The organism is Pseudomonas sp. Bout1 (assembly GCF_034314165.1).
Taxonomy (GTDB): Bacteria; Pseudomonadota; Gammaproteobacteria; order Pseudomonadales; family Pseudomonadaceae; genus Aquipseudomonas.
In genome coordinates this window covers 4,733,722-4,753,990 of the sequence record NZ_JAVIWK010000001.1, presented here as the reverse complement: position 1 = coordinate 4,753,990, position 20,269 = coordinate 4,733,722, and the positions used below count along the sequence as shown (strand labels likewise).

The following is a 20,269-nucleotide window of genomic DNA, read 5'->3' as shown; positions in this document are numbered from 1 at the left end:
GGTGCAGCTCCATTTACATGCGAAACACGCCGAAGCGGCTCGGCTCGATGGGGGCGTTCAGTGCCGCAGACAAGGCCAGGGCCAGTACGTCGCGGGTCTGCAACGGGTCGATGACGCCGTCGTCCCAAAGCCGTGCGCTGGAGTAGTAGGGGTGGCCCTGGGTTTCATACTGGTCGAGGATCGGCTGTTTGATCGCCGCTTCTTCCTCGCTGCTGAAAGCCTGGCCCGCGCGCTCGGCCTGCTCACGCTTGACCTGCACCAGCACGCCCGCCGCCTGCTCGGCACCCATCACGCCGATGCGTGCGTTGGGCCACATCCACAAAAAGCGCGGGTCGTAGGCGCGGCCACACATGCCGTAGTTGCCGGCGCCAAAGCTACCGCCGATGATCACGGTGAATTTCGGCACCTTGGCACAGGCCACTGCCGTCACCAGCTTGGCGCCGTGCTTGGCGATGCCGCCGGCCTCGTATTTCTGGCCGACCATAAAGCCGGTGATGTTTTGCAGGAACAGCAGCGGAATCCCGCGCTGGCAGGCCAGCTCGATAAAGTGCGCGCCTTTTTGCGCGGCTTCGGCGAAGAGGATGCCGTTGTTGGCCAGGATCGCAATCGGGTAGCCGTGCAGGTGCGCAAAACCGCACACCAGCGTGGTGCCGAACAACGCCTTGAATTCATCGAATACCGAACCGTCCACCAGCCGCGCGATCACTTCACGTACATCGAACGGCTGCTTGGCGTCGGCCGGGATCACGCCGTACAGCTCTTCGCTGCTATAAAGCGGCGCCAGCGGCGTACGTTGCTGCAACTGGCCCAGCTTGCGCCAGTTGAGGTTGGCCACACTGCGCCGGGCCAGGGCCAAGGCATGTTCGTCACTGTCGGCATAGTGGTCGGCCACCCCGGAAATCCTGCAGTGCACATCGGCACCGCCCAGGTCTTCGGCGCTGACGACTTCACCCGTCGCTGCTTTCACCAGCGGCGGGCCGGCGAGAAAGATGGTGGCTTGCTGGCGGACCATGATTGCTTCGTCTGCCATCGCCGGCACATAGGCGCCACCGGCGGTGCAGGAACCCATCACCACCGCGATCTGCGGTATGCCCTGGGCACTCATGTTGGCTTGGTTGAAAAAGATTCGCCCGAAGTGCTCGCGGTCTGGGAACACCTCATCCTGACGCGGCAGGTTGGCGCCGCCGGAGTCCACCAGGTAGATGCACGGCAAGCGGTTCTGCTCGGCGATGGTCTGGGCGCGCAGGTGTTTCTTGACGGTCAGCGGGTAGTACGAGCCGCCCTTCACGGTGGCATCGTTGGCGACGATCATGCACTCGACGCCTTCCACCCGGCCAATCCCGGCAATCACTCCGGCCGCCGGCACGTCTTCGCCGTACACCTGATAAGCCGCCAGTTGGCTGAGTTCAAGAAACGGCGAACCCGGGTCGAGCAAGCGGTTTATCCGCTCGCGCGGCAACAGCTTGCCCCGTGACGTATGCCGTTCCTGGGCCTTGGCGCCGCCGCCTTGCTGCACCTGGGCGAGCAGGCTGTGCAGGGCGTCGACCTGTTGGAGCATCGCCGCGCCGTTGGCGGCAAATTCCGCCGAGCGCGGGTTAAGCTGGGTGTGCAGGGTAGCCATGGGGCGCGCTCCGTTCAGCGGGTTTCGTTAAACAGTTCGCGACCGATCAACATGCGCCGGATCTCACTGGTGCCGGCACCGATTTCGTACAGCTTGGCGTCACGCAACAGACGGCCCGCCGGGAATTCATTGATATAGCCGTTGCCGCCGAGAATCTGGATCGCGTCGAGGGCCATCTGGGTCGCGCGCTCGGCGCTGTACAGGATCACCCCGGCGGCGTCCTTGCGCGTGGTCTCGCCACGCTCGCAGGCCTGGGCCACCGCATACAAATAAGCGCGGCTGGCATTGAGTTGGGTGTACATGTCGGCGACCTTGCCCTGGATCAGCTGGAACTCGCCGATGCTCTGGCCGAACTGCTTGCGGTCGTGGATGTAGGGCACGATCAGGTCCATGCAGGCCTGCATGATCCCGGTGGGGCCGCCGGAGAGCACCACGCGTTCGTAATCGAGGCCGCTCATCAGCACCTTAACGCCGCCATTCAGCGCGCCGAGGATGTTTTCTTCGGGTACTTCGACATCATCGAAAAACAGCTCGCAGGTGTTGGAGCCACGCATGCCCAGCTTGTCGAACTTGGTGCTGCGACTGAAGCCTTTGGAGTCGCGCTCGACGATAAATGCAGTGATGCCGTGGGCACCCTTCTCGAGGTCGGTCTTGGCGTAGATTACGTAGGTGTTGGCGTCGGGGCCGTTGGTGATCCAGGTCTTGCTGCCGTTGAGCACGTAGACGCTGCCACGTTTATCGGCGCGCAGCTTCATGGACACCACGTCGGAACCGGCATTCGGCTCACTCATGGCCAGGGCGCCGATGTGTTCGCCGCTGATCAACTTGGGCAGGTACTTGAGTTTTTGTTCGTGGGTGCCGTTGCGGTTGATCTGGTTGACGCAGAGGTTGGAGTGCGCGCCGTAGGACAACGCCACTGAAGCCGAGCCCCGGCTGATCTCTTCCATGGCCACCACGTGGGCCAGGTAGCCCAGGCCGGCGCCGCCGTATTCTTCCGGCACCGTGATGCCCAGCAGGCCCATGTCGCCGAACTTGCGCCACATGTCGGCGGGGAACAGGTTGTCGATGTCGATCTGCGCAGCGCGCGGCGCCAGTTCCTTGGCCACGAAGGACTGCACCTGGTCGCGCAGCATGTCGATGGTTTCACCGAGGGCGAAGTTCAGGGAGGGGTAACTCATGGACGGGCACCTTCTAGCGTTGTTTTTGTGTGGCCAATGCGCCGGGGGAGGGCGATCACCTTTACGTTAACGTAAACTTGCGTTGCAGGACTGTCAATCGTAGTTTACGTTTACGTCAAGCAACCCACCGTCCACCTACAATAAAGATAATAGGGGTCGTTATGGATCAACCGAATCAGAGCTACAGCCGTGGCTCCCAGGACAAGACCTTGCTGGCCATGACGATCGGCCAGGCATTCGACCAAACGGTCGCGCAGTACCCGGAAGGCGACGCACTGGTCGTGCGTCACCAGAACCTGCGCTACACCTGGCGGCAACTGGCCGACGCGGTCGACCTGCACGCCCGGGCCTTGCTGGCGCTGGGTTTGCAGACCGGCGACCGCCTCGGCATCTGGGCGCCCAACTGCGCCGAGTGGTGCATCAGCCAGGTGGCCAGCGCCAAGCTGGGGGTGGTTCTGGTCAACATCAACCCGGCCTACCGCAGCAGTGAGCTGGAATACGTGCTCAAGCAATCCGGTTGCCAATGGCTGGTGTGCGCCGGTTCGTTCAAGTCCTCCGATTACCATGCGATGTTGCAAGAACTGGTGCCGGAATTGGCCGAAGATGCCATCGGTGAGGTGAACAGCGACAAACTGCCGGACCTGCGCGGCGTCATCAGTCTGGACCCGCGACCGCCCTCGGGATTCCTGCCCTGGTCGCAGTTGTCGGCCCTTGGCGCAGACGTGCCGCCCGAGCATCTGCAAATCCGCCAGGCCAGCCTGCACTTCGATCAAGCCGTCAACATCCAGTACACCTCCGGCACCACCGGCTTCCCGAAGGGCGCCACCCTCAGTCATCACAACATCCTCAATAATGGCTACATGGTTTGCGAAAGCCTGGGCCTGACCGCGCAAGACCGCCTGGTGATTCCGGTGCCGCTGTATCACTGCTTTGGCATGGTGATGGGCAATCTGGGCTGCATCACCCACGGCACCACCATGATCTACCCGAATGACGGCTTCGATCCGCTGCTGACCCTGGCCGTCGTCGCCGAAGAACAGGCCACCGGGCTCTACGGCGTGCCCACCATGTTCATCGCCATGCTCGATCACCCGCGTCGCGCCGAGTTCGACCTGTCGCGCCTGCGCACCGGGATCATGGCCGGCGCAACATGCTCCATCGAAGTGATGCGCCGGGTCATCAGCGAGATGCACATGCGCGAGGTGCAGATCGCCTACGGCATGACCGAAACCAGCCCGGTGTCGTTGCAGACCGGGCCGGATGATGACCTTGAGCGGCGCGTGACTACGGTTGGCCGCACCCAGCCACAGCTGGAAAGCAAGATCATCGACGAGTCTGGCAACACCGTGGCGAGGGGGCAGATAGGCGAGCTGTGTACCCGTGGTTACAGCGTGATGCTCGGCTACTGGAACAACCCCGACGGCACCCGCGACGCCATCGACGACGCCGGGTGGATGCACACCGGCGACCTGGCAACCATGGACGAGCAGGGCTACGTGTGCATCGCCGGGCGTAACAAGGACATGATCATTCGCGGTGGCGAGAACGTGTACCCGCGGGAGCTGGAGGAGTTTTTCTTCACCCATCCGGCGGTGGCGGATGTGCAGGTGATCGGTATTCCGGATGAGCGCTATGGTGAGGCGATCGTAGCGTGGGTCAAGTTCCACCCCGGGCATGTCGCCAACGAGCTTGAGCTGCAGACGTGGTGCAAGGGGCGGATCGCGCATTTCAAGACGCCGAAGCACTTCAAGTTCGTCGACGAGTTTCCGATGACGGTGACCGGCAAGATCCAGAAGTTCCGAATGCGCGAGATCACCATCAAAGAGCTCAAGGACGCCTAGAGCCGCACCACAATCTTGCCGACCTGGGCGTTGGACTCCATGAAATCATGGGCCAGGGCAATGTCCTCAAAAGCAAATACGCGGCCGATCACAGGTCTTAGTTGACCGCTCGCCAGCCCCCGCAGGATAAAGCGCTTGGCCTTTTCCAGGCGCGCCGGGTCCTGGCTGATCTCGAACAGCTCGTAACCGCGCAGGGTCAGATGCTTGCCAAGGATGTCCATTACCCGCACCGACAAGTCGCGGCTGTCGAGGGCGCCGTACTGGAAAAAGATCCCTTGCAGGCTGAGGGCGCCAAGGATGTCCGACACCGCGGGGCCACCCACCGGGTCAAAGGCCATGCGCGCACCCTGGCCGTTGGTGAGCGCCATGACTTCGGCCTGCACATCCTGTTCGGTGGTGGCGATGACATGTGCGGCGCCGGCAGCCAGCAAGGCCTGGCGTTTTTCCGAGGTGCAGGTCAAGGCCACAGGGACCGCGCCCAGCAGGTTGGCGATCTGGATTGCCGCCAGCCCGACGCTGCTGGACGCAGCACCTGAGCGCTGCCAGTAGTGTGGAAACGGACGATACGTGCCATGGCATTTCCCCCTGAGGTGCTCAAAACGAGTAGCCGCGCATGCCGCCGTCGATGGTCATCACGGTGCCGGTGATATAGCGCGCCAAAGGCGAGGCGAGGAAGGCCACGGCATTGGCGACGTCCGCGGGCTCGCCGAAATCCCCCAGGGCAATATTGCGTTCGGCGAACTCACGGCGCGCTTCACCGGGGTACAGGCGGCGTATCTGCGCCGTGTCGATCAGCCCGGGTTGTACGCAATTGACCGTCACGGCGTGTTTGCCCAATTGCTCGGAAAGGCCTTTGGACCACGCCACCAGGCCGGCCTTGGCAACGATGGCGGCATTCACCACCTCGGGCTCCAGGTTGCCGCTGATATTGATGATGGTGCCACCCTTGCGGGCGATAAATTGCGCGAGCAATTGCTGGGTCAACTGTCGGTGGCGGTCGAAGTTGAGGGTCATGCCTTCAAACCATTCGCTTTCGGGCGCATCAATGGCCATCGGGCGGCTGCCACCGGCGCAGTTGATCAGGATGTCGACGTGGCCCAGGCGCGCCATGGCGTCGGCGGCGATGAGCGCCGGGGCATCGGCTGCCATGAAGTCCTGGATCAATGTCAGCGGCGCGGTGCCGTCACTCTGGCTGATTTCTGCTACCAGGCTTTCGAGCAAGTCAGCGCTGCGCGCTACACCGAGTACCTGCACGCCTTCTGCGGCGAGGGTTTTGCAGATGGCTCGGCCCAGCCCCATGCTGGCGCCGGTGACGAGTGCAGTTTTACCGCGTAGTTGCAGGTCCATGGTTGCCGCCTTTTTGAATCGTGGTTGATGCAACCCACGATAGGCGGATGGATTGGAAAGAAAAACGGCGGTATGGGTCTTTCATTGTTATAGAAATAATAACAATGCTTCAGGCCAGGCCTTGTTGCTCCAGCAGTTCGGTGAGCCAGTCAATAAACACCCGGACCTTGGGCGCCAAGTGTTGCTTGTTGGGATACAACACGGAAATCGGCTTGGGCTGCGGTGTCAGGCCGGGCAGTACCTGAACCAGGGCGCCACTGTCCACGTAGGGTTGCAGGGACAATTGCAGGCCTTGCAGCAAGCCGAAGCCTGCCAGGCCACAGGCCAGGAATGACTCTGAATCATTGACCTGAATCCCGCTTTTCAGGCGGGTGACGAGCGTTTCGCCATCGACGTAAAACGACCAGTCCATGATCTTGCGATGAGGCCCGGAGAAATAATTGACCGCTACATGCCGCGCCAGGTCCGCAAGTTGGGTCGGCACGCCATGCCGGTCCAGATAGCCAGGGGACGCACAGGTCAGCATCGGTACCGTTCCGATGCGTCGGGCGACGCTGCTGGAGTCGGTCAACTCCCCCAGGCGCACCACACAGTCCACACCTTCACCGACGATATCGATGGGCGTGTCGCTGCTGCCGACCACCAGTTCGATATTCGGGTAGCGCTGCTGGAACAGCGGCAGGGCGGGGATAACCACGGTTTTTGCCAGAATCACTGGCAGGTCCAGGCGCAACTTGCCGGCAGGGCTGTCAGCTGTAGAGGTAAAGGTGGCCAGTGCTGCGGTGACATCGCCGAGAATCTTCGCGCTTTGCCGGTAAAACTGCTCACCTTCGGCGGTCATGCTCAGGGTGCGCGTGGTGCGGTTCAGCAGGCGCACAGCGAGGGTTCGTTCCAGGTGCTGGATGGCTTTGGTAATGGCAGGACGATGCAGTTGCAGCACGTCGGCAGCCTTGCTGAAGCTGGCGCTGTCGACCACCTGAACGTAGATCTGCATGGCCTGAAACATGTCCATGGGCACTTCCCGCGCAAAAGGCCATGAGCATAACGTATTGCCGGTACGAATCGCGCAAAGCACAAAGGGGACCCGAAGGTCCCCTTTAATTTGTCGTTGCGTGCTCTTTTTTTATTATTGAGGGGCGGTCTATTGTTGTTTTTGGCAACCGTGGCCCTTTACCGCTGTTTTTGGCGACCCCCATCCGGGGTCAAGAGCAAACGTATTTTTTTGAGCGCTGATCTGCTTCTTCGCACGCGATCCAACCAGTGGGTAGCTACCTTGAGGTAGTTTTTTGTTCTTCTCTATCCGGTTGCGGGTTTCGGCATCTGCCGTTCCCTGCGAAGCACATCTTCTCCAAAAAAATCTGTTAGCTGCGTCTCTGCCGTGTTGTTTTTGTTATGTCAGAGTCGTTACGTCTTATTTTTATTAGGTTTGGTGCTTTTTATTCTTGTTATGCAATAGAGATAGCAGAAGCCGTGCCAACTTTATAAAGTACTTTAAAATCAATGACTTGATTTTTGTGTAGGAAATTTCTTTCAGTGAATGCGACAAAATATGTTCCCGTGTTACCCGATGTGTAGCCGCGAGGTAACACATCGTCACGGCAACGCTACTCAACCGGCGCTGCGCGCCTTCGCCACGCGCGAGCCGGTGGGGCGACCCAGTACGGTACAGATCTGCTGGCCCGCCAATACCAGCGTGTCCATGTCGATACCGGTTTCGATGCCCAAGCCATTGAGCAGGTACAACACGTCTTCCGTGGCAACGTTACCGCTGGCCCCCTTGGCATAGGGACAACCGCCGAGCCCGGCAATAGAGCTGTCGAACACCCGGATACCTTCCTGAAGGCTGGCGTAGATATTCGCGATAGCCTGCCCGTAGGTGTCATGGAAATGCCCGGCCAGCTTGTCACGTGGCACCTCGACGCCGACCACCTCGAACATCCGCCGCGTGGCTCCCGCAGTGCCGGTGCCGATGGTGTCCCCCAGGGACACTTCATAACAGCCCATGGCAAACAGTTCCCGGGCTACCGCCGCCACCTGTTCCGGCGCTACCTGGCCTTCGTAAGGGCAACCCAACACACACGACACATACCCGCGCACGCTCACGCCATGCTGCCTGGCCGCGTCCATGATCGGCACGAAGCGCTCCAGGCTTTCGCTGATGGAGCAGTTGATATTGCGCTGGGAAAACGCCTCGGACGCCGCTGCGAACACGGCGACTTCCTTCACACCCGCTGCGAGCGCATCTTCAAAACCCCGCAGGTTCGGCGCCAACGCGCCATAGGTCACGCCCGGCTTGCGCTGAATTTGCGCAAATACTTCGGCAGACCCGGCCATCTGCGGCACCCACTTGGGCGACACAAAGCTGCCGACCTCGATATAACCCAGGCCGGCTGCGGTCAGCGCGTCGACCAGTTGCACCTTGTCGGCGACGCTGATGGGTTGCGCTTCATTTTGCAGGCCGTCGCGCGGGCCGACTTCCACCAGGCGCACATGAGAGGGAAGGGACATGGCAGCTACCTTTTATGAATGGCCAACCTGGCTCTGAATGGTTTGTTCCAGCGCTTGGGTACAACGTTCTTCGGCGGTGTCCAGTTCCAGTTTCATCTGTTCGATGTCGAGCAACTGTTGCTCCAACTGCTCGCGGCGCTCGGCGATTTTCGCCAGCATGCTGTGCAGTTGCTTCTGGTTGCCGCTGGTGGGGTCGTAGAGTTCGATCAGCTCGCGGCACTCGGCCAGGGAGAAACCGATGCGCTTGCCCCGCAGGATCAGCTTCAAGCTGACCTTGTCACGCGGCGAATAAATGCGCTCCTGGCCCCGGCGTTCCGGGGCCAGCAGGCCTTGTTCTTCATAGAAGCGAATGGCGCGGGTGGTGATGTCGAGCTCGCGCGCGAGGTCGGAGATGCTGTAGGTCGTACTCATGGTGGCGCTCAAGGAGTGTCTTGAGCGTTAAGCTAATGGCTGGTTGACGTTAACGTCAAGCCTGCTGCTTATCCAGTTTCTTCTCATGGGCGGTCACTTGCTGGCACAACTCGATCATCTGCTCACGCATCCAGCGGTTGGCCGGGTCCTGATCGGTGCTTTCGTGCCAGTACAGATGGGTTTCCACCATCGGCACATCATTCACCGGCAGGTTGAAAAAGTGCAGTTCATGGCGCCGGGCAAACCGCTCCGGTACGGTCATCACCATGTCGGTTTGCTGCAACACTTGCGAAGCCATCAGGTAGTGCTGGGAGCGCAGGGCGATCTTGCGTTGCAGGCCCATTTTGCCCAGCGCCAGGTCGACGTGGCCCAGGCCATTGCGCCGGCTGGAGATATGAATGTGGGTCAGCGACAGGTAGTCATCCAGCGTGAGTTTTTCCTTGCCTGCCATTGGATGGCCCTTGCGCATGGCGCACACGTAGCGGTCTTCCATCAACTTGACGTGGCGCACTTGCGGGTCGGTGTTAAGCGGCGCATCCACGGCAAAGTCCAGGCGGCCTGCGGCCAACTCCTTGGTGGTTTCCCGGCGCTTGGACAGGAAACTCTCGATCACCACTGTCGGCGCCAGGCGGCGCAGGCGCTGGAACAGAGCGGGCAGAATCACCGCTTCGGTGAGGTCGGTCATGCTGATGCGGTAGGTCTTGGCCGCCTGTTGCGGGTTGAAAATCCGGCTTTCCTGCACCGACACCCGCAGCAACGACAGCGCATTACGCACCGGGCCGATGATGTTCTGGGCCATGGGCGTGGGTACCATGCCCTGGGCGGTACGCACGAACAGCGGGTCGTTGAAGGTCTCCCGCAGGCGGGCCAGAGCGTTCGACACGGCCGGTTGGGTAATCCCGACAATCTGCCCGGCGCGGGTCAGGTTGGCTTCGGTGTAGATCGCGTCAAAGACGATGAAAAGGTTAAGGTCGACCTTGCTCAGATTCATTTCGCTGCGCTCTTATTGTTAGGTTTCCATGCGCCGATCATATATCGGTGATGAATGTTAATACACGCCGAGAATAGGCTAGGTAAATTATCAACGCTGTTCTAGCATCAATTTCATGACCTAAACAACCTTCCTAAAGGGAGCTGCTCATGGATTTCGCTTATTCGCCCAAGGTTCAGGAACTGCGTGAACGCGTCACTGCGTTCATGGACGCTTACGTCTACCCGGCCGAGCCGGTGTTCGAACGCCAGGTCAGCGAAGGAGATCGCTGGCAGCCCACTGCAATCATGGAAGAGTTGAAACTCAAGGCTAAAGCCGAGGGCCTGTGGAACCTGTTCCTGCCGGAATCCGAACTGGGCGCTGGCCTGACCAACCTCGAATACGCGCCATTGGCAGAAATCATGGGCCGCTCGTTGCTGGGGCCAGAGCCGTTCAACTGCTCCGCACCCGACACCGGCAACATGGAGGTGTTGGTACGCTATGCCAATGAGGAGCAGAAACAACGCTGGCTCGAACCGTTGTTGCGCGGCGAGATCCGTTCGGCGTTCGCCATGACCGAGCCAGACGTGGCTTCATCTGACGCCACCAATATGGCCGCCCGTGCGGTACGTGACGGCGACGAGTGGGTCATCAACGGTAAAAAGTGGTGGACCTCCGGTGCCTGCGATCCGCGCTGCAAGATCATGATCTTCATGGGCCTGAGCAACCCCGATGCACCGCGCCACCAGCAGCACTCGATGATCCTGGTACCGGTGGATGCCCCCGGTGTGAAAATTGTGCGCCCGCTGCCGGTGTTCGGCTACGACGACGCGCCCCATGGCCACGCCGAAGTGCTGTTTGAAAACGTGCGTGTGCCTTACGAAAATGTTCTGCTGGGCGAGGGCCGCGGTTTTGAAATCGCCCAGGGGCGCCTTGGCCCGGGCCGCATCCACCACTGCATGCGTTCTGTCGGCATGGCCGAACGTGCGCTGGAATTGATGTGCAAACGCTCTGTCAGCCGTACCGCCTTCGGCAAACCGCTGGCACGCCTGGGTGGCAACATCGACAAAATCGCCGACTCGCGGATGGAGATCGACATGGCGCGCCTGCTGACCCTCAAAGCCGCCTACATGATGGACACCGTGGGCAATAAGGTCGCGAAAAGCGAAATCGCGCAGATCAAGGTGGTAGCGCCGAACGTGGCATTGAAGGTGATCGACCGGGCGATTCAGATCCATGGTGGCGCCGGCGTATCCAACGACTTCCCGCTGGCCTACATGTACGCCATGCAGCGCACCCTGCGCCTGGCCGACGGCCCGGACGAAGTGCACCGGGCAGCAATCGGCAAGTTCGAGATCGGCAAGTATGTACCGCGCGAGATGATGCGCAGCGGGCAGTAAAACCGAGGTGTCTTCATCGCAGGCAAGCCAGCTCCCACAGGGGAATGCAGTCAACTGTGGGAGCCGGGCTTGCCCGCGATGAGGCCAGTGCGCGCAATAAAGATCTTTAAGTCCTCAGTAAACCCAAACCTCCACTCGCCGGTTCTTGATCCTTCCCTCATCCGCCGTATTCGCCGCCACCGGCATCTCGGCGCCAAAGCCGCGAATGTCCCTCAGCACCACGCCGCTCTTGACCAATTCCCGCCGCACCGCCATCGCCCGCAACTTCGACAATAGCGCCGCCCGCTGCGCATCATTCTTGGCATCCCCAAACCCCACCAGTGTCACCTGCTTGTCCAGCTTGCCGTGGCTCTTTATATACGCCACCACGCGCATCAAGTCCTGGCGCGCCTTGTTGTCGAGGCTGGCGCTGCCTTCCTCAAAGCGGAAGTTCACCGTCAAGCGCTGCGCCTGCCGGGCAATCGCCTGGTAGTCCTCTGGCATCGGGGCCCGCGGCTCCACCGTCATGGCTTGCACCTGCTGCGCGATAAAGCCGTTGGCAGCAACGATGGCCTGGCCCTTGCTGCTTTGCGCAAAGTCCACCAGCGCCCTGGCCCACGGGTTTTGCTCAACCGGCGGCAAATAGAAAAACAACCGGCGCGACAGTGGGTAGTCCTCGGTGGCAATCAGGCTGTCCAGCGCCATCATGGGCTGTGAGTCACCATCGACAATAGCCACCGCCTTGGCCTGGCGCACATAGGGCAAGCCGATAAATCCGATACCTTGTGGATCGCCGCTGACCGCATCCGATAACTGCTCACTGGACTCGAACCGCTTGGCGCTGCCGTCCAAGGACTCGTTGCGACGGTTGAGCACCAGTTCCTTGAAGGTGTCGTAGGTGCCGGACTGATCATCCCGCGCATACAGGTGAATCTTGCCGCCGATGCCGCCGAGCTGTTCCCAGGTCGAGACCTTGCCGCTGAAAATCTGTGCCAGTTGTTCAGTGTTCAAGGTGTTCAGCGGGTTGCGCGGGTTAAGGATGATCGCCAAACCATCAATGGCGATGACCTGTTCGGCGTCCGGGCTTTTCAGGTCGCCGAGGGATTCCAGCTCCACCAGCTCGCTGTCCTTGATCGGCCGGGAAGACGCCGCGAGGTCAGCGCTGGCTTTTTTCAGTGCGACAAACCCGGTGCTGGAACCGTGGGCGGCCACGTCTACCGTCACCCGTTGGCCCTGACGAGTCTTGCCAACGATATGCTGCTCGTTGGCCTGGTCGGACGGTTCGCTGTGCACACCTTGCAAACCCTGTTGTTCCATCAGCCCCTTGACCAACGCCGGGCCCAGCGCCGCACCAATGGTGTTGGATCCCTGGATGCGCAAGGCCGGGCCGTTTTCGGGAACGGGCAGCGGGGTGGAAAAAGCGGCGAGGGGGAATGCGCTGAACAGGGCCAGCAGGGACAGAACGCGCAGCATCATGCCGGCACCTTCTCAAGCCAAAGGGAGTGCCGCGAGATTAAGTCAGGCAGGTTTCAGCAATATGACTTGAGGGCTGCCATCAAATGTGGGAGCTGGCTTGCCTGCGATGGCATTAATTCGATATGACCGACATACCGAGGTGTCTGCATCGCGGGCAAGCCCGGTTCCAAGATAAATCAGCTCAGTTCCAGCCAGATCGGCGCATGATCGGAGGGTTTTTCCATACCACGCAGGTCGTAGTCCACGCCAGCGTCCTTCACCCGGGGCAGCAACCCCTGGGAGGCCATGATCACGTCGATCCGCAGCCCGCGCTTGGGCTCGTCTTCAAAGCCACGGCTGCGGTAATCAAACCAGCTGAAGCGGTCGGCCACGTCCGGGTTGAGGTGGCGGAAGCTGTCTACCAGGCCCCAGTTCTTCAGGCGCGCCATCCACTCACGCTCTTCCGGCAGGAAGCTGCACTTGCCGGTCTTCAGCCAGCGCTTGGCGTTGTCGGCACCGATGCCGATGTCGCAGTCTTGCGGGGAAATATTCACATCACCCATTACCACCACTGCCTGGTCATTGCTGAACTGAGACTCCAGCAGGTTTTGCAGGTCCTCGTAGAAACGCTGCTTGGCCGGGAACTTGGTGGGGTGGTCGCGGCTTTCGCCCTGTGGGAAATAGCCGTTCATGATGGTAATTGGATTGCCGTTGGCGTCGGCGAAGGTGCCCCAGATAAACCGGCGCTGGGCGTCTTCTTCGTCACTGGCAAAGCCTTTATGCAGCGCCAGCGGCTCCTGGCGTGAGAGCAGGGCGACACCGTAGTGGCCTTTCTGCCCGTGGTAATACACGTGATAGCCCAGGGCCTGTACCTCGGCCAGTGGGAACTGGTCATCGTGGACCTTGGTTTCCTGCAAGCCGATTACGTCCGGCTGATGCTTCTCTATCAGCGCCGCCAGCTGATGAGGGCGGGCACGCAGCCCGTTGATATTGAAAGACACGATTTTCATGGTCGGCAGTCCAGTCTGGCAAAAGGGCGATGCTAGCCGACAAGTCGGACGGGGGCCAGCGTGGCGGTAGGACTTGGGCACTGCTAAGGTCTGAAAGCAGGGAACGAGTCAGTCTCTGTGGGCTCGTAGTAACAAGAGCGCAACCGTTTGAGTCAGCGCCCAGGGGAGATCCATTGTTATGCCTGATACCTCGACTGCCATCGCCCAGATTCACATGCTCGACAGCGGCTATTCCCGCGAGGCCCGTTCCTTGTTGTACCAGGCCTATCGCCATGAGCCGACCTTCGCCTACCTTTTCGAAGCCGAACGTCCTGGCTACGAACAACGGGTGCGCGCCACGGTGCGTGAACTGGTCAAGCAACACTTCTTCCAGAAACTGCCGGCGATTGGCCTGCTGGTCAACGACCGGTTGATCGGCATCGCCCTGATCGCGCCGCCCACACGCCGTCTGGGCATCACCGAAAGCTGGGCCTGGCAACTGCGCATGTGGTTGAGCACCGGCGTGCGGGGCACCCGGCGCTATCTGGAATACCATCAAGCGGTGCTGGCGTGCCTGCCCGCGGACTCGGTTCACGTGTTGCCGCTGCTGGGCATTCACCCACAATTCCAGGGCAAGCACTACGGCGAGCAATTGCTGGAGGCCGTGCACAACTGGTGCGCCGAAGACCCGCATTCATCCGGCGTGGTGCTGGACACAGGGAACTCCCGCTATCTGGAGTTCTACAAACGTCAGGGATACGAAGAGATCGGTGAGGTGGCTGTAGGACCTGTGCTGGAACACGTGTTCTTTCACGCAAATCCGCAGGTGTTACAGGCTGCAACGCTTTAAAACAGAATTCTTCAGACAATTCCGGGTTCTAACTCGCTCCCAAGCTCGTGTAGCATCCCGGCCTATGAAGTTTCCAGGAAGATTTACCAGCGGCTTGATCCTGCTGTTCACGAGCTGCGGCGCCTTGGCGCAAAGCGAATTGGATGTGCGCATCAAACCTTCAAACGACGCGTTGAAAGCCAACATCGAAGGCTACATCGGCGGGGTCGGCGATCGTGACGAAGAAGCCCTGCTGCGGTTCAGCCGTGGCGCCGAGGAGCAGGCCCGCAAGGCTGCCCAGGCGTTGGGCTTCTATCAGCCACAGATTGCCAGTGATGTGAAGGGCGGCAAGAACCCGCGCCTGATCCTCACCATCGACCCTGGCGAACCGGTGCATTTGCGCAACGTGACCATTCGGGTCGATGGCCAGGCCGCCGACCTCAAGGCCTTTCGCGTGCCCGCAAGCGACCAACTCAAACCCGGAGCCGTGCTCAACCACGGCAACTACGAGGACGCCAAGCGCGTTATCCAGAACCAGGCGTCACGCTACGGGTTTTTCAGCGGGCGTTTTACCCGCCAGAAACTCAGCGTCGACCCCCAGGCGGGCGTGGCCGATATCGAACTGATTTACGACAGCGGCCCACGCTACACCTTGGGCAAGGTCAGCTTTGCCGGCGACACGCCGTTTGATGAAGACCTCCTGCAACGCATGGTGCCGTTCAAAAGTGGTGCGCCCTACGACTCCGAACTGATCGCCGAACTCAACCAGAACCTGCAATCCAGCGGCTTTTTTGAAGGCGTGCGCGTGGACGCCGCCCCGGCCGCATCTACTAAAGACGTGATTCCGGTGGCTGTGCAACTGGAAACCCGCAAGCCCCGCACCATGGGCCTTGGCCTTGGCTACTCGACCGACGTTGGCCCGCGCGGCAAGGCCAACTGGACGCGTCACTGGGTCAACCCCCAAGGCCACAGTTATGGCTGGGAAGCCGAGCTTTCTGCGCCCCGGCAGAACGTCGGGCTGTGGTACGACATCCCCATGGACCCGCCACTGACCGACAAACTGCGCTTTGCTGGCGGCTACCAGAACGAAGAAATCGCCAACACCGACACCCTGAGTAAATTGCTCACCCTCGGCCCCGAGTGGCACAGCAAGTTGCCCAGCGGTTGGACGCGGGTTATCTCACTCAAATGGCAGCGCGAAGAATATCGTCTGGGCAATGACTCGGGCCTGAGTACGCTGCTGATGCCGGGCATCAGCTATTCCTACCTGCGCAGCGACAATCGCATCGACCCGCACAATGGCTATCGCCTGCTGTTCGATGCCAAGGTCGCCAAGGAAGGCCTGGGTTCCGACACCAACCTGCTTTACGGCACCGCGACCATCAAGGGCCTGACCACTCTTTGGGACAACCACCGCTTCCTGGCCCGGGCGCAGTTTGGCGGCAGTGCCACCAACGGCTACAAATCCGTGCCGCCATCGTTGCGGTTTTTTGCCGGTGGTGACCAGAGCGTGCGGGGTTACGAATACCAGACCCTGTCGCCGGAAAACGACCGTGGCGACCGCATCGGTGGCCGCTACATGGTGGCCCTGAGCGCCGAGTACCAATATTCCATCGCCGAAAAATGGCGGATCGCGACCTTTATCGACCAAGGCAACTCGTTCAACACCCTGGAGATGCCAAGCCTGAAAACCGGTGTGGGGGTGGGCGTGCGCTGGGTGTCGCCGGTCGGCCCGATCCGCCTCGACCTGGCCCATGCCCTCGAAGATCCGGGCGGCATTCGTTTGCACTTTTCCATGGGGCCTGAGCTGTGATGCGTGGTTTGAAAATAGCGGGGCTGGCCATTCTGGCGGTACTCGCAGTGACAGTGCTGGCGCTGTGGACGGTGCTGGGTACCCAAGTCGGCAGCCGTTGGGTGCTGGGCCATGTGCCGGGGTTGACCGTGGAGAATTTCCAGGGGCGCCTGGGCGGGCAGTGGAGTGCCGACCATCTGTTGTGGCAACAAGACGGCAGCCGCGTGGAGTTGCAGGCGCCGAAGTTCGACTGGTCACCGGCCTGCTTGATGCGCATGACGGTGTGCATCAACCAACTGGATGTGGAGCAGGTGAGCCTGCAGTTTCCACCCAGCACCGAAGAAAGCAGTGGCCCCATTACCCTGCCGGACCTGAAACTGCCGCTCGCCATTCAGTTGGGCGACATCCGTGTCGGCAGCCTGTTGTTCAATGGCAGCGAAGAACTCCAGGGCCTGCAATTGGCGGCACACTGGACCGCCGCCGGCATGCAGATCGACTCGGTGCACTTGCAACGGGAGGGCCTGGTACTCGACCTGTCGGGCCTGCTTCAACCCTCCGGCAACTGGCCATTGACCGCCAGCGGTAACCTGAGCCTGCCCTACGCTCCGGGCGGCGCGCCCTGGAAGCTGGCGCTCAAGGTCGATGGCGACCTGCTCAAAACCCTCAAGCTCGACGCCGACAGCAGTGGCTACCTGGCCGCCAAACTCAGCGGCGAGTTGCAACCGCTGGCAGAAAACCTGCCGGCACAGCTGCACATCACCGCCGACGGTTTCAAACCCAGCGCCGACTTGCCCGATACTTTGCAGCTCAATCAGTTGGACCTGACGGCCAAGGGCGACCTGAGCAACGGTTACCAACTGTTGGGCAATGCTGTACTCCCTGCGGAAAAAGGCCCGGTGAACCTGTTGCTGCAAGGCAAGGTCGACGCCAAGGGCGCGCAGATCGCCGGGCTGGATTTGAACGCCGGCGACAAACAAAGCCTTAAGCTCAGTGCCAATCTGGACTGGCAGCAAGGCTTCAGCGCCGACGCAAAAATCGACTGGCTGGACTTCCCCTGGCATCGCCTGTACCCGGTGATCGACGAACCCCAAGTCGCTTTGCGTACCTTCAATGGCGAGGTCTCCTACAAGGATGGCAACTACCTTGGCAACTTCAAGGCCGACCTCGACGGCCCGGCGGGCAAATTCAGCCTGGCCAGCCCGTTCAGTGGCGACCTCAAGCAAGTGTTCCTGCCCGAGCTGAAACTCGCTGCCGGCCAAGGCAAGGCCGAAGGCCACCTGAACCTGCAGTTTGCCGATGGCATCGCCTGGGACACGGCGCTCGACCTTTCGGCGATCAACCCGGCGTATTGGGTCGCGGAGTTGCCGGGCACTCTGGCCGGCCCGCTGCGCAGCAAGGGTGAAATGAAGAACGAGCAGCTCAAGCTCAACGCCGACCTGGACCTGAAGGGCCGTCTGCGCGGCCAACCCGCCGTGCTCCAGGCCAAGGCTGAAGGCGCAGGCGAGCAATGGACCCTCGGCACCCTGGACATTCGCCTGGGCGACAACCGCATCTACGGCAGCGGCAGCCTGCAACAGCGGCTGGCCGGGCAGATCGACATCAAACTGACGCGCCTCGCCCAGCTCTGGCCGCAACTGCGCGGGCAGATGACCGGCCGCCTCGACGTCGCCGGCACCCTGCAAGCGCCGCAAGGCAAGCTCAACCTGCTGGGCCAGCAACTGGCCTTTGAAGACAATCGCCTGCAAAACCTGACCCTGGACGCGAACCTCGATAACGCCCAGCGCGCCAAGATCGACCTGAAAGGCAGTGGCATCCAGGCCGGAGAAACCCAGGTCGGCACGTTCACCGCCAGCGCCCAGGGCGACATCAAAAACCAGAAAGTCCAGCTCGACCTGGCAGGCCCGCTGCTCAAGCTGGCCCTGGCCCTGGACGGCAAACTCGACCAAGGCAACTGGCGCGGGCGCCTGGCCAGCGGTGATGTGCAAGCGGGTGGCCAGGACTGGAAGCTGCAAGCCCCGGCGAAAATCGAGCGCATGGCCGATGGCAAGCTGACCTTTGCGGCCCACTGCTGGGTTTCCGGCCCCGCAAGCTTGTGCGGTGAAGACCAGCGCCTGATGCCCGAGCCCAAGCTGCGTTACCACCTCAAGCAGTTCCCCATCGAGAGCCTGGCGCAGTGGTTGCCCAAGGATTTCGCCTGGCAGGGCAAGCTCAATGCCGACGTGCAACTCGACCTGCCGGCCAGCGGCCCCAAGGGCGTGATCTCGGTGGACGCCAGCGGCGGCACCCTGCGGGTCAAGGACAAGGACCAGTGGCTGGATTTCCCCTATGACACCCTGAAGCTGGAAACCACCCTCAACCCCACGCGCATCGACACCCAGCTCAACTTCCGTGGCGGCAAGCTCGGCGAGTTGCTGTTGCAGGCGCAGATCAACCCGCTGGCGAAGAACAAACCGGTCACCGGCAATTTCACCCTGGCCGGCCTCGACCTCGCCGTGGCCCGGCCATTTGTACCGATGGTCGAGAAGCTCAACGGCAAGCTCAACGGGAGCGGGCGAATCGGCGGCAGCCTGCTGGCGCCTCAGGTCAACGGCAGCGTCAACCTGGTCGGCGGCGAAATCTCCGGTCCGCAGCTGCCCGTAAGCTTCGAAGGCCTGAATATCCAGGCGTTGATTGCCGGTGAAAGCGTGCAACTCAATGGCGGTTGGCGCAGTGGCAAGGCCGGGCAGGGCACCGTCAAGGGCCAGATCGATTGGGGCCAGGCACTGGCGGTGGACATCGCGCTGCAAGGCACGCAACTGCCGGTCACGGTAGAGCCCTACGCGACCCTGGAAGTGGCGCCCGACCTGAAAATCAGCATGAAGAACGACAAGCTGGCGATCTCCGGCAAGGTGCAGATCCCCAAGGGCGAGATCACCGTGCGTGAACTGCCGCCGTCGACGGTCAAGGTCTCGGATGACACGGTGATCGTCGGCAGCCAGACCGAAGAGGGCAAGCCGCCCATGGCCATGGCGATGGACATCGACGTGGAGGTGGGCAAGGACAAACTGAGCTTCGCCGGTTTCGGCCTCACCGCCAACCTGCAAGGCCACGTGCACATCGGCGACAACATGGACACCCGTGGCGAACTCTGGCTCAACGACGGCCGCTACCGCGCCTACGGCCAGCGGCTCACGGTGCGCCGTGCGCGGCTGCTGTTCGCCGGGCCGATTGACCAGCCATACCTCGACATCGAAGCCATCCGCCAGACGGATGACGTGACCGCCGGTATTCGCCTCAGCGGCAGCGCCGAACAGCCCACCACGCAAATCTTCTCCGAGCCGGCCATGAGCCAGGAGCAGGCGCTGTCCTACCTGGTACTCGGTCGCCCACTGAGCACCACCGGCGAAGACAACAACATGCTGGCCCAGGCGGCACTGGGGCTTGGGTTGATGGGCAGCGCGGGGGTGACATCGGACATTGCCAAGAACCTGGGCATCCAGGACTTTGAACTGGATACCCAGGGCAGTGGCACCAACACTGCGGTGGTGGCCAGCGGCAAGATCTCCGAGAAACTCAGCCTGCGTTATGGCGTCGGCGTGTTCGAACCGGCCAACACCATCGCCTTGCGCTACCTGCTGAGTAAAAAGGTGTACCTGGAAGTGGCCAGCGGCGTGGCCAGCTCCCTGGATATTTTCTACAAGCGGGATTTCTAGTCAGGCCACGGCCTGTGCCGCATCGCCGACCCATTGTGGGAGCAAGCGCGCTCCCACATTTTTTGCCCATCCGCACCCAGGCTGCTCGCCACTTATCGACTAATTAGCAAGCAACCTAACTATTCGTTTGACATTCGCTGCCTAGGCAGTAACATCGTGACACACATTCACTGCTTAGGCAGTTAATAGCAGAGTCTCGATTGTTGCTGCTGTTTTCAACAGATCCTAATTCTGCGTTGAACGTACGCTCGGCCTGT

At 61.2% G+C, this 20,269-nt stretch carries 15 protein-coding genes; 5 read left to right on the top strand and 10 right to left on the bottom strand.

All coding sequences use genetic code 11. From position 1 onward, the window contains the following. Positions 1 to 13: 13 nt before the first annotated feature. Positions 14 to 1,621, bottom strand: coding sequence for a carboxyl transferase domain-containing protein (locus RGV33_RS22035; protein ID WP_322146120.1), 1,608 nt, complete (start codon positions 1,619 to 1,621; stop codon positions 14 to 16). Positions 1,622 to 1,635: 14 nt separating this feature from the next. Continuing rightward, positions 1,636 to 2,799, bottom strand: a complete 1,164-nt coding sequence (locus RGV33_RS22030; RefSeq protein ID WP_322146119.1) for an isovaleryl-CoA dehydrogenase — start codon at positions 2,797 to 2,799, stop codon at positions 1,636 to 1,638. A 161-nt stretch (positions 2,800 to 2,960) separates the two neighbouring features. Between RGV33_RS22030 and RGV33_RS22025 the strand changes: the two genes are divergently transcribed. Continuing rightward, positions 2,961 to 4,640, top strand: a complete 1,680-nt coding sequence (locus RGV33_RS22025; protein WP_322146118.1) for an AMP-binding protein — start codon at positions 2,961 to 2,963, stop codon at positions 4,638 to 4,640. Here the strand turns inward: RGV33_RS22025 and RGV33_RS22020 are convergent. The 6 genes from RGV33_RS22020 to RGV33_RS21995 all read right to left on the bottom strand — a co-directional run bounded on the left by RGV33_RS22020 (position 4,637) and on the right by RGV33_RS21995 (position 9,897). Further along, positions 4,637 to 5,149 carry a zinc-binding dehydrogenase gene (locus tag RGV33_RS22020; protein ID WP_322148719.1) on the bottom strand — a complete coding sequence of 171 codons (513 nt, stop codon included), beginning with the start codon at positions 5,147 to 5,149 and terminating at the stop codon, positions 4,637 to 4,639. The two genes, RGV33_RS22025 and RGV33_RS22020, sit on opposite strands and share 4 nt — an antisense overlap. Before the next feature lie 85 nt (positions 5,150 to 5,234). Next, positions 5,235 to 5,987: an SDR family NAD(P)-dependent oxidoreductase gene (locus RGV33_RS22015; protein ID WP_322146117.1), complete on the bottom strand. Its 753-nt coding sequence runs from the start codon at positions 5,985 to 5,987 to the stop codon at positions 5,235 to 5,237. 109 nt (positions 5,988 to 6,096) lie between these two features. Then, the gene (locus RGV33_RS22010) at positions 6,097 to 6,999 is read right to left on the bottom strand and encodes a LysR family transcriptional regulator (protein ID WP_322146116.1); all 903 of its coding nucleotides are present in this window, start codon (positions 6,997 to 6,999) and stop codon (positions 6,097 to 6,099) included. Between the two features lie 596 nt (positions 7,000 to 7,595). Beyond that, positions 7,596 to 8,495, bottom strand: a complete 900-nt coding sequence (locus RGV33_RS22005; RefSeq protein ID WP_322146115.1) for a hydroxymethylglutaryl-CoA lyase — start codon at positions 8,493 to 8,495, stop codon at positions 7,596 to 7,598. Positions 8,496 to 8,507: 12 nt separating this feature from the next. Beyond that, complete coding sequence (locus RGV33_RS22000; protein WP_322146114.1) at positions 8,508 to 8,906, bottom strand: MerR family DNA-binding transcriptional regulator; 399 nt, start codon at positions 8,904 to 8,906, stop codon at positions 8,508 to 8,510. A gap of 55 nt (positions 8,907 to 8,961) precedes the next feature. Next, on the bottom strand, positions 8,962 to 9,897 hold the full coding sequence (locus RGV33_RS21995; RefSeq protein WP_322146113.1) for a LysR family transcriptional regulator: 936 nt from the start codon (positions 9,895 to 9,897) through the stop codon (positions 8,962 to 8,964). 149 nt (positions 9,898 to 10,046) lie between these two features. Here RGV33_RS21995 and RGV33_RS21990 point away from each other — a divergent pair, with 149 nt between their 5' ends. After that, complete coding sequence (locus RGV33_RS21990; protein WP_322146112.1) at positions 10,047 to 11,276, top strand: acyl-CoA dehydrogenase; 1,230 nt, start codon at positions 10,047 to 10,049, stop codon at positions 11,274 to 11,276. Between the two features lie 114 nt (positions 11,277 to 11,390). Here the strand turns inward: RGV33_RS21990 and RGV33_RS21985 are convergent, their stop codons facing one another. Together RGV33_RS21985 and xthA are read right to left on the bottom strand one after the other, a co-directional pair. Continuing rightward, positions 11,391 to 12,731, bottom strand: a complete 1,341-nt coding sequence (locus tag RGV33_RS21985) for a phosphate ABC transporter substrate-binding/OmpA family protein (protein ID WP_322146111.1) — start codon at positions 12,729 to 12,731, stop codon at positions 11,391 to 11,393. Between the two features lie 176 nt (positions 12,732 to 12,907). Further along, on the bottom strand, positions 12,908 to 13,720 hold the full coding sequence (xthA, locus tag RGV33_RS21980) for an exodeoxyribonuclease III (protein ID WP_322146110.1): 813 nt from the start codon (positions 13,718 to 13,720) through the stop codon (positions 12,908 to 12,910). Between the two features lie 178 nt (positions 13,721 to 13,898). On the opposite strand from xthA, the gene RGV33_RS21975 reads away from it, so the two are divergent. From RGV33_RS21975 to RGV33_RS21965, 3 genes are all read left to right on the top strand, one after another. After that, complete coding sequence (locus RGV33_RS21975) at positions 13,899 to 14,549, top strand: GNAT family N-acetyltransferase (protein WP_322146109.1); 651 nt, start codon at positions 13,899 to 13,901, stop codon at positions 14,547 to 14,549. A gap of 64 nt (positions 14,550 to 14,613) precedes the next feature. After that, positions 14,614 to 16,341, top strand: a complete 1,728-nt coding sequence (locus RGV33_RS21970; RefSeq protein WP_322146108.1) for an autotransporter assembly complex family protein — start codon at positions 14,614 to 14,616, stop codon at positions 16,339 to 16,341. After that, the gene (locus tag RGV33_RS21965) at positions 16,341 to 20,012 is read left to right on the top strand and encodes a translocation/assembly module TamB domain-containing protein (protein WP_322146107.1); all 3,672 of its coding nucleotides are present in this window, start codon (positions 16,341 to 16,343) and stop codon (positions 20,010 to 20,012) included. The genes RGV33_RS21970 and RGV33_RS21965 overlap by 1 nt, the downstream gene beginning before the upstream one ends. Positions 20,013 to 20,269 lie beyond the last annotated feature (257 nt).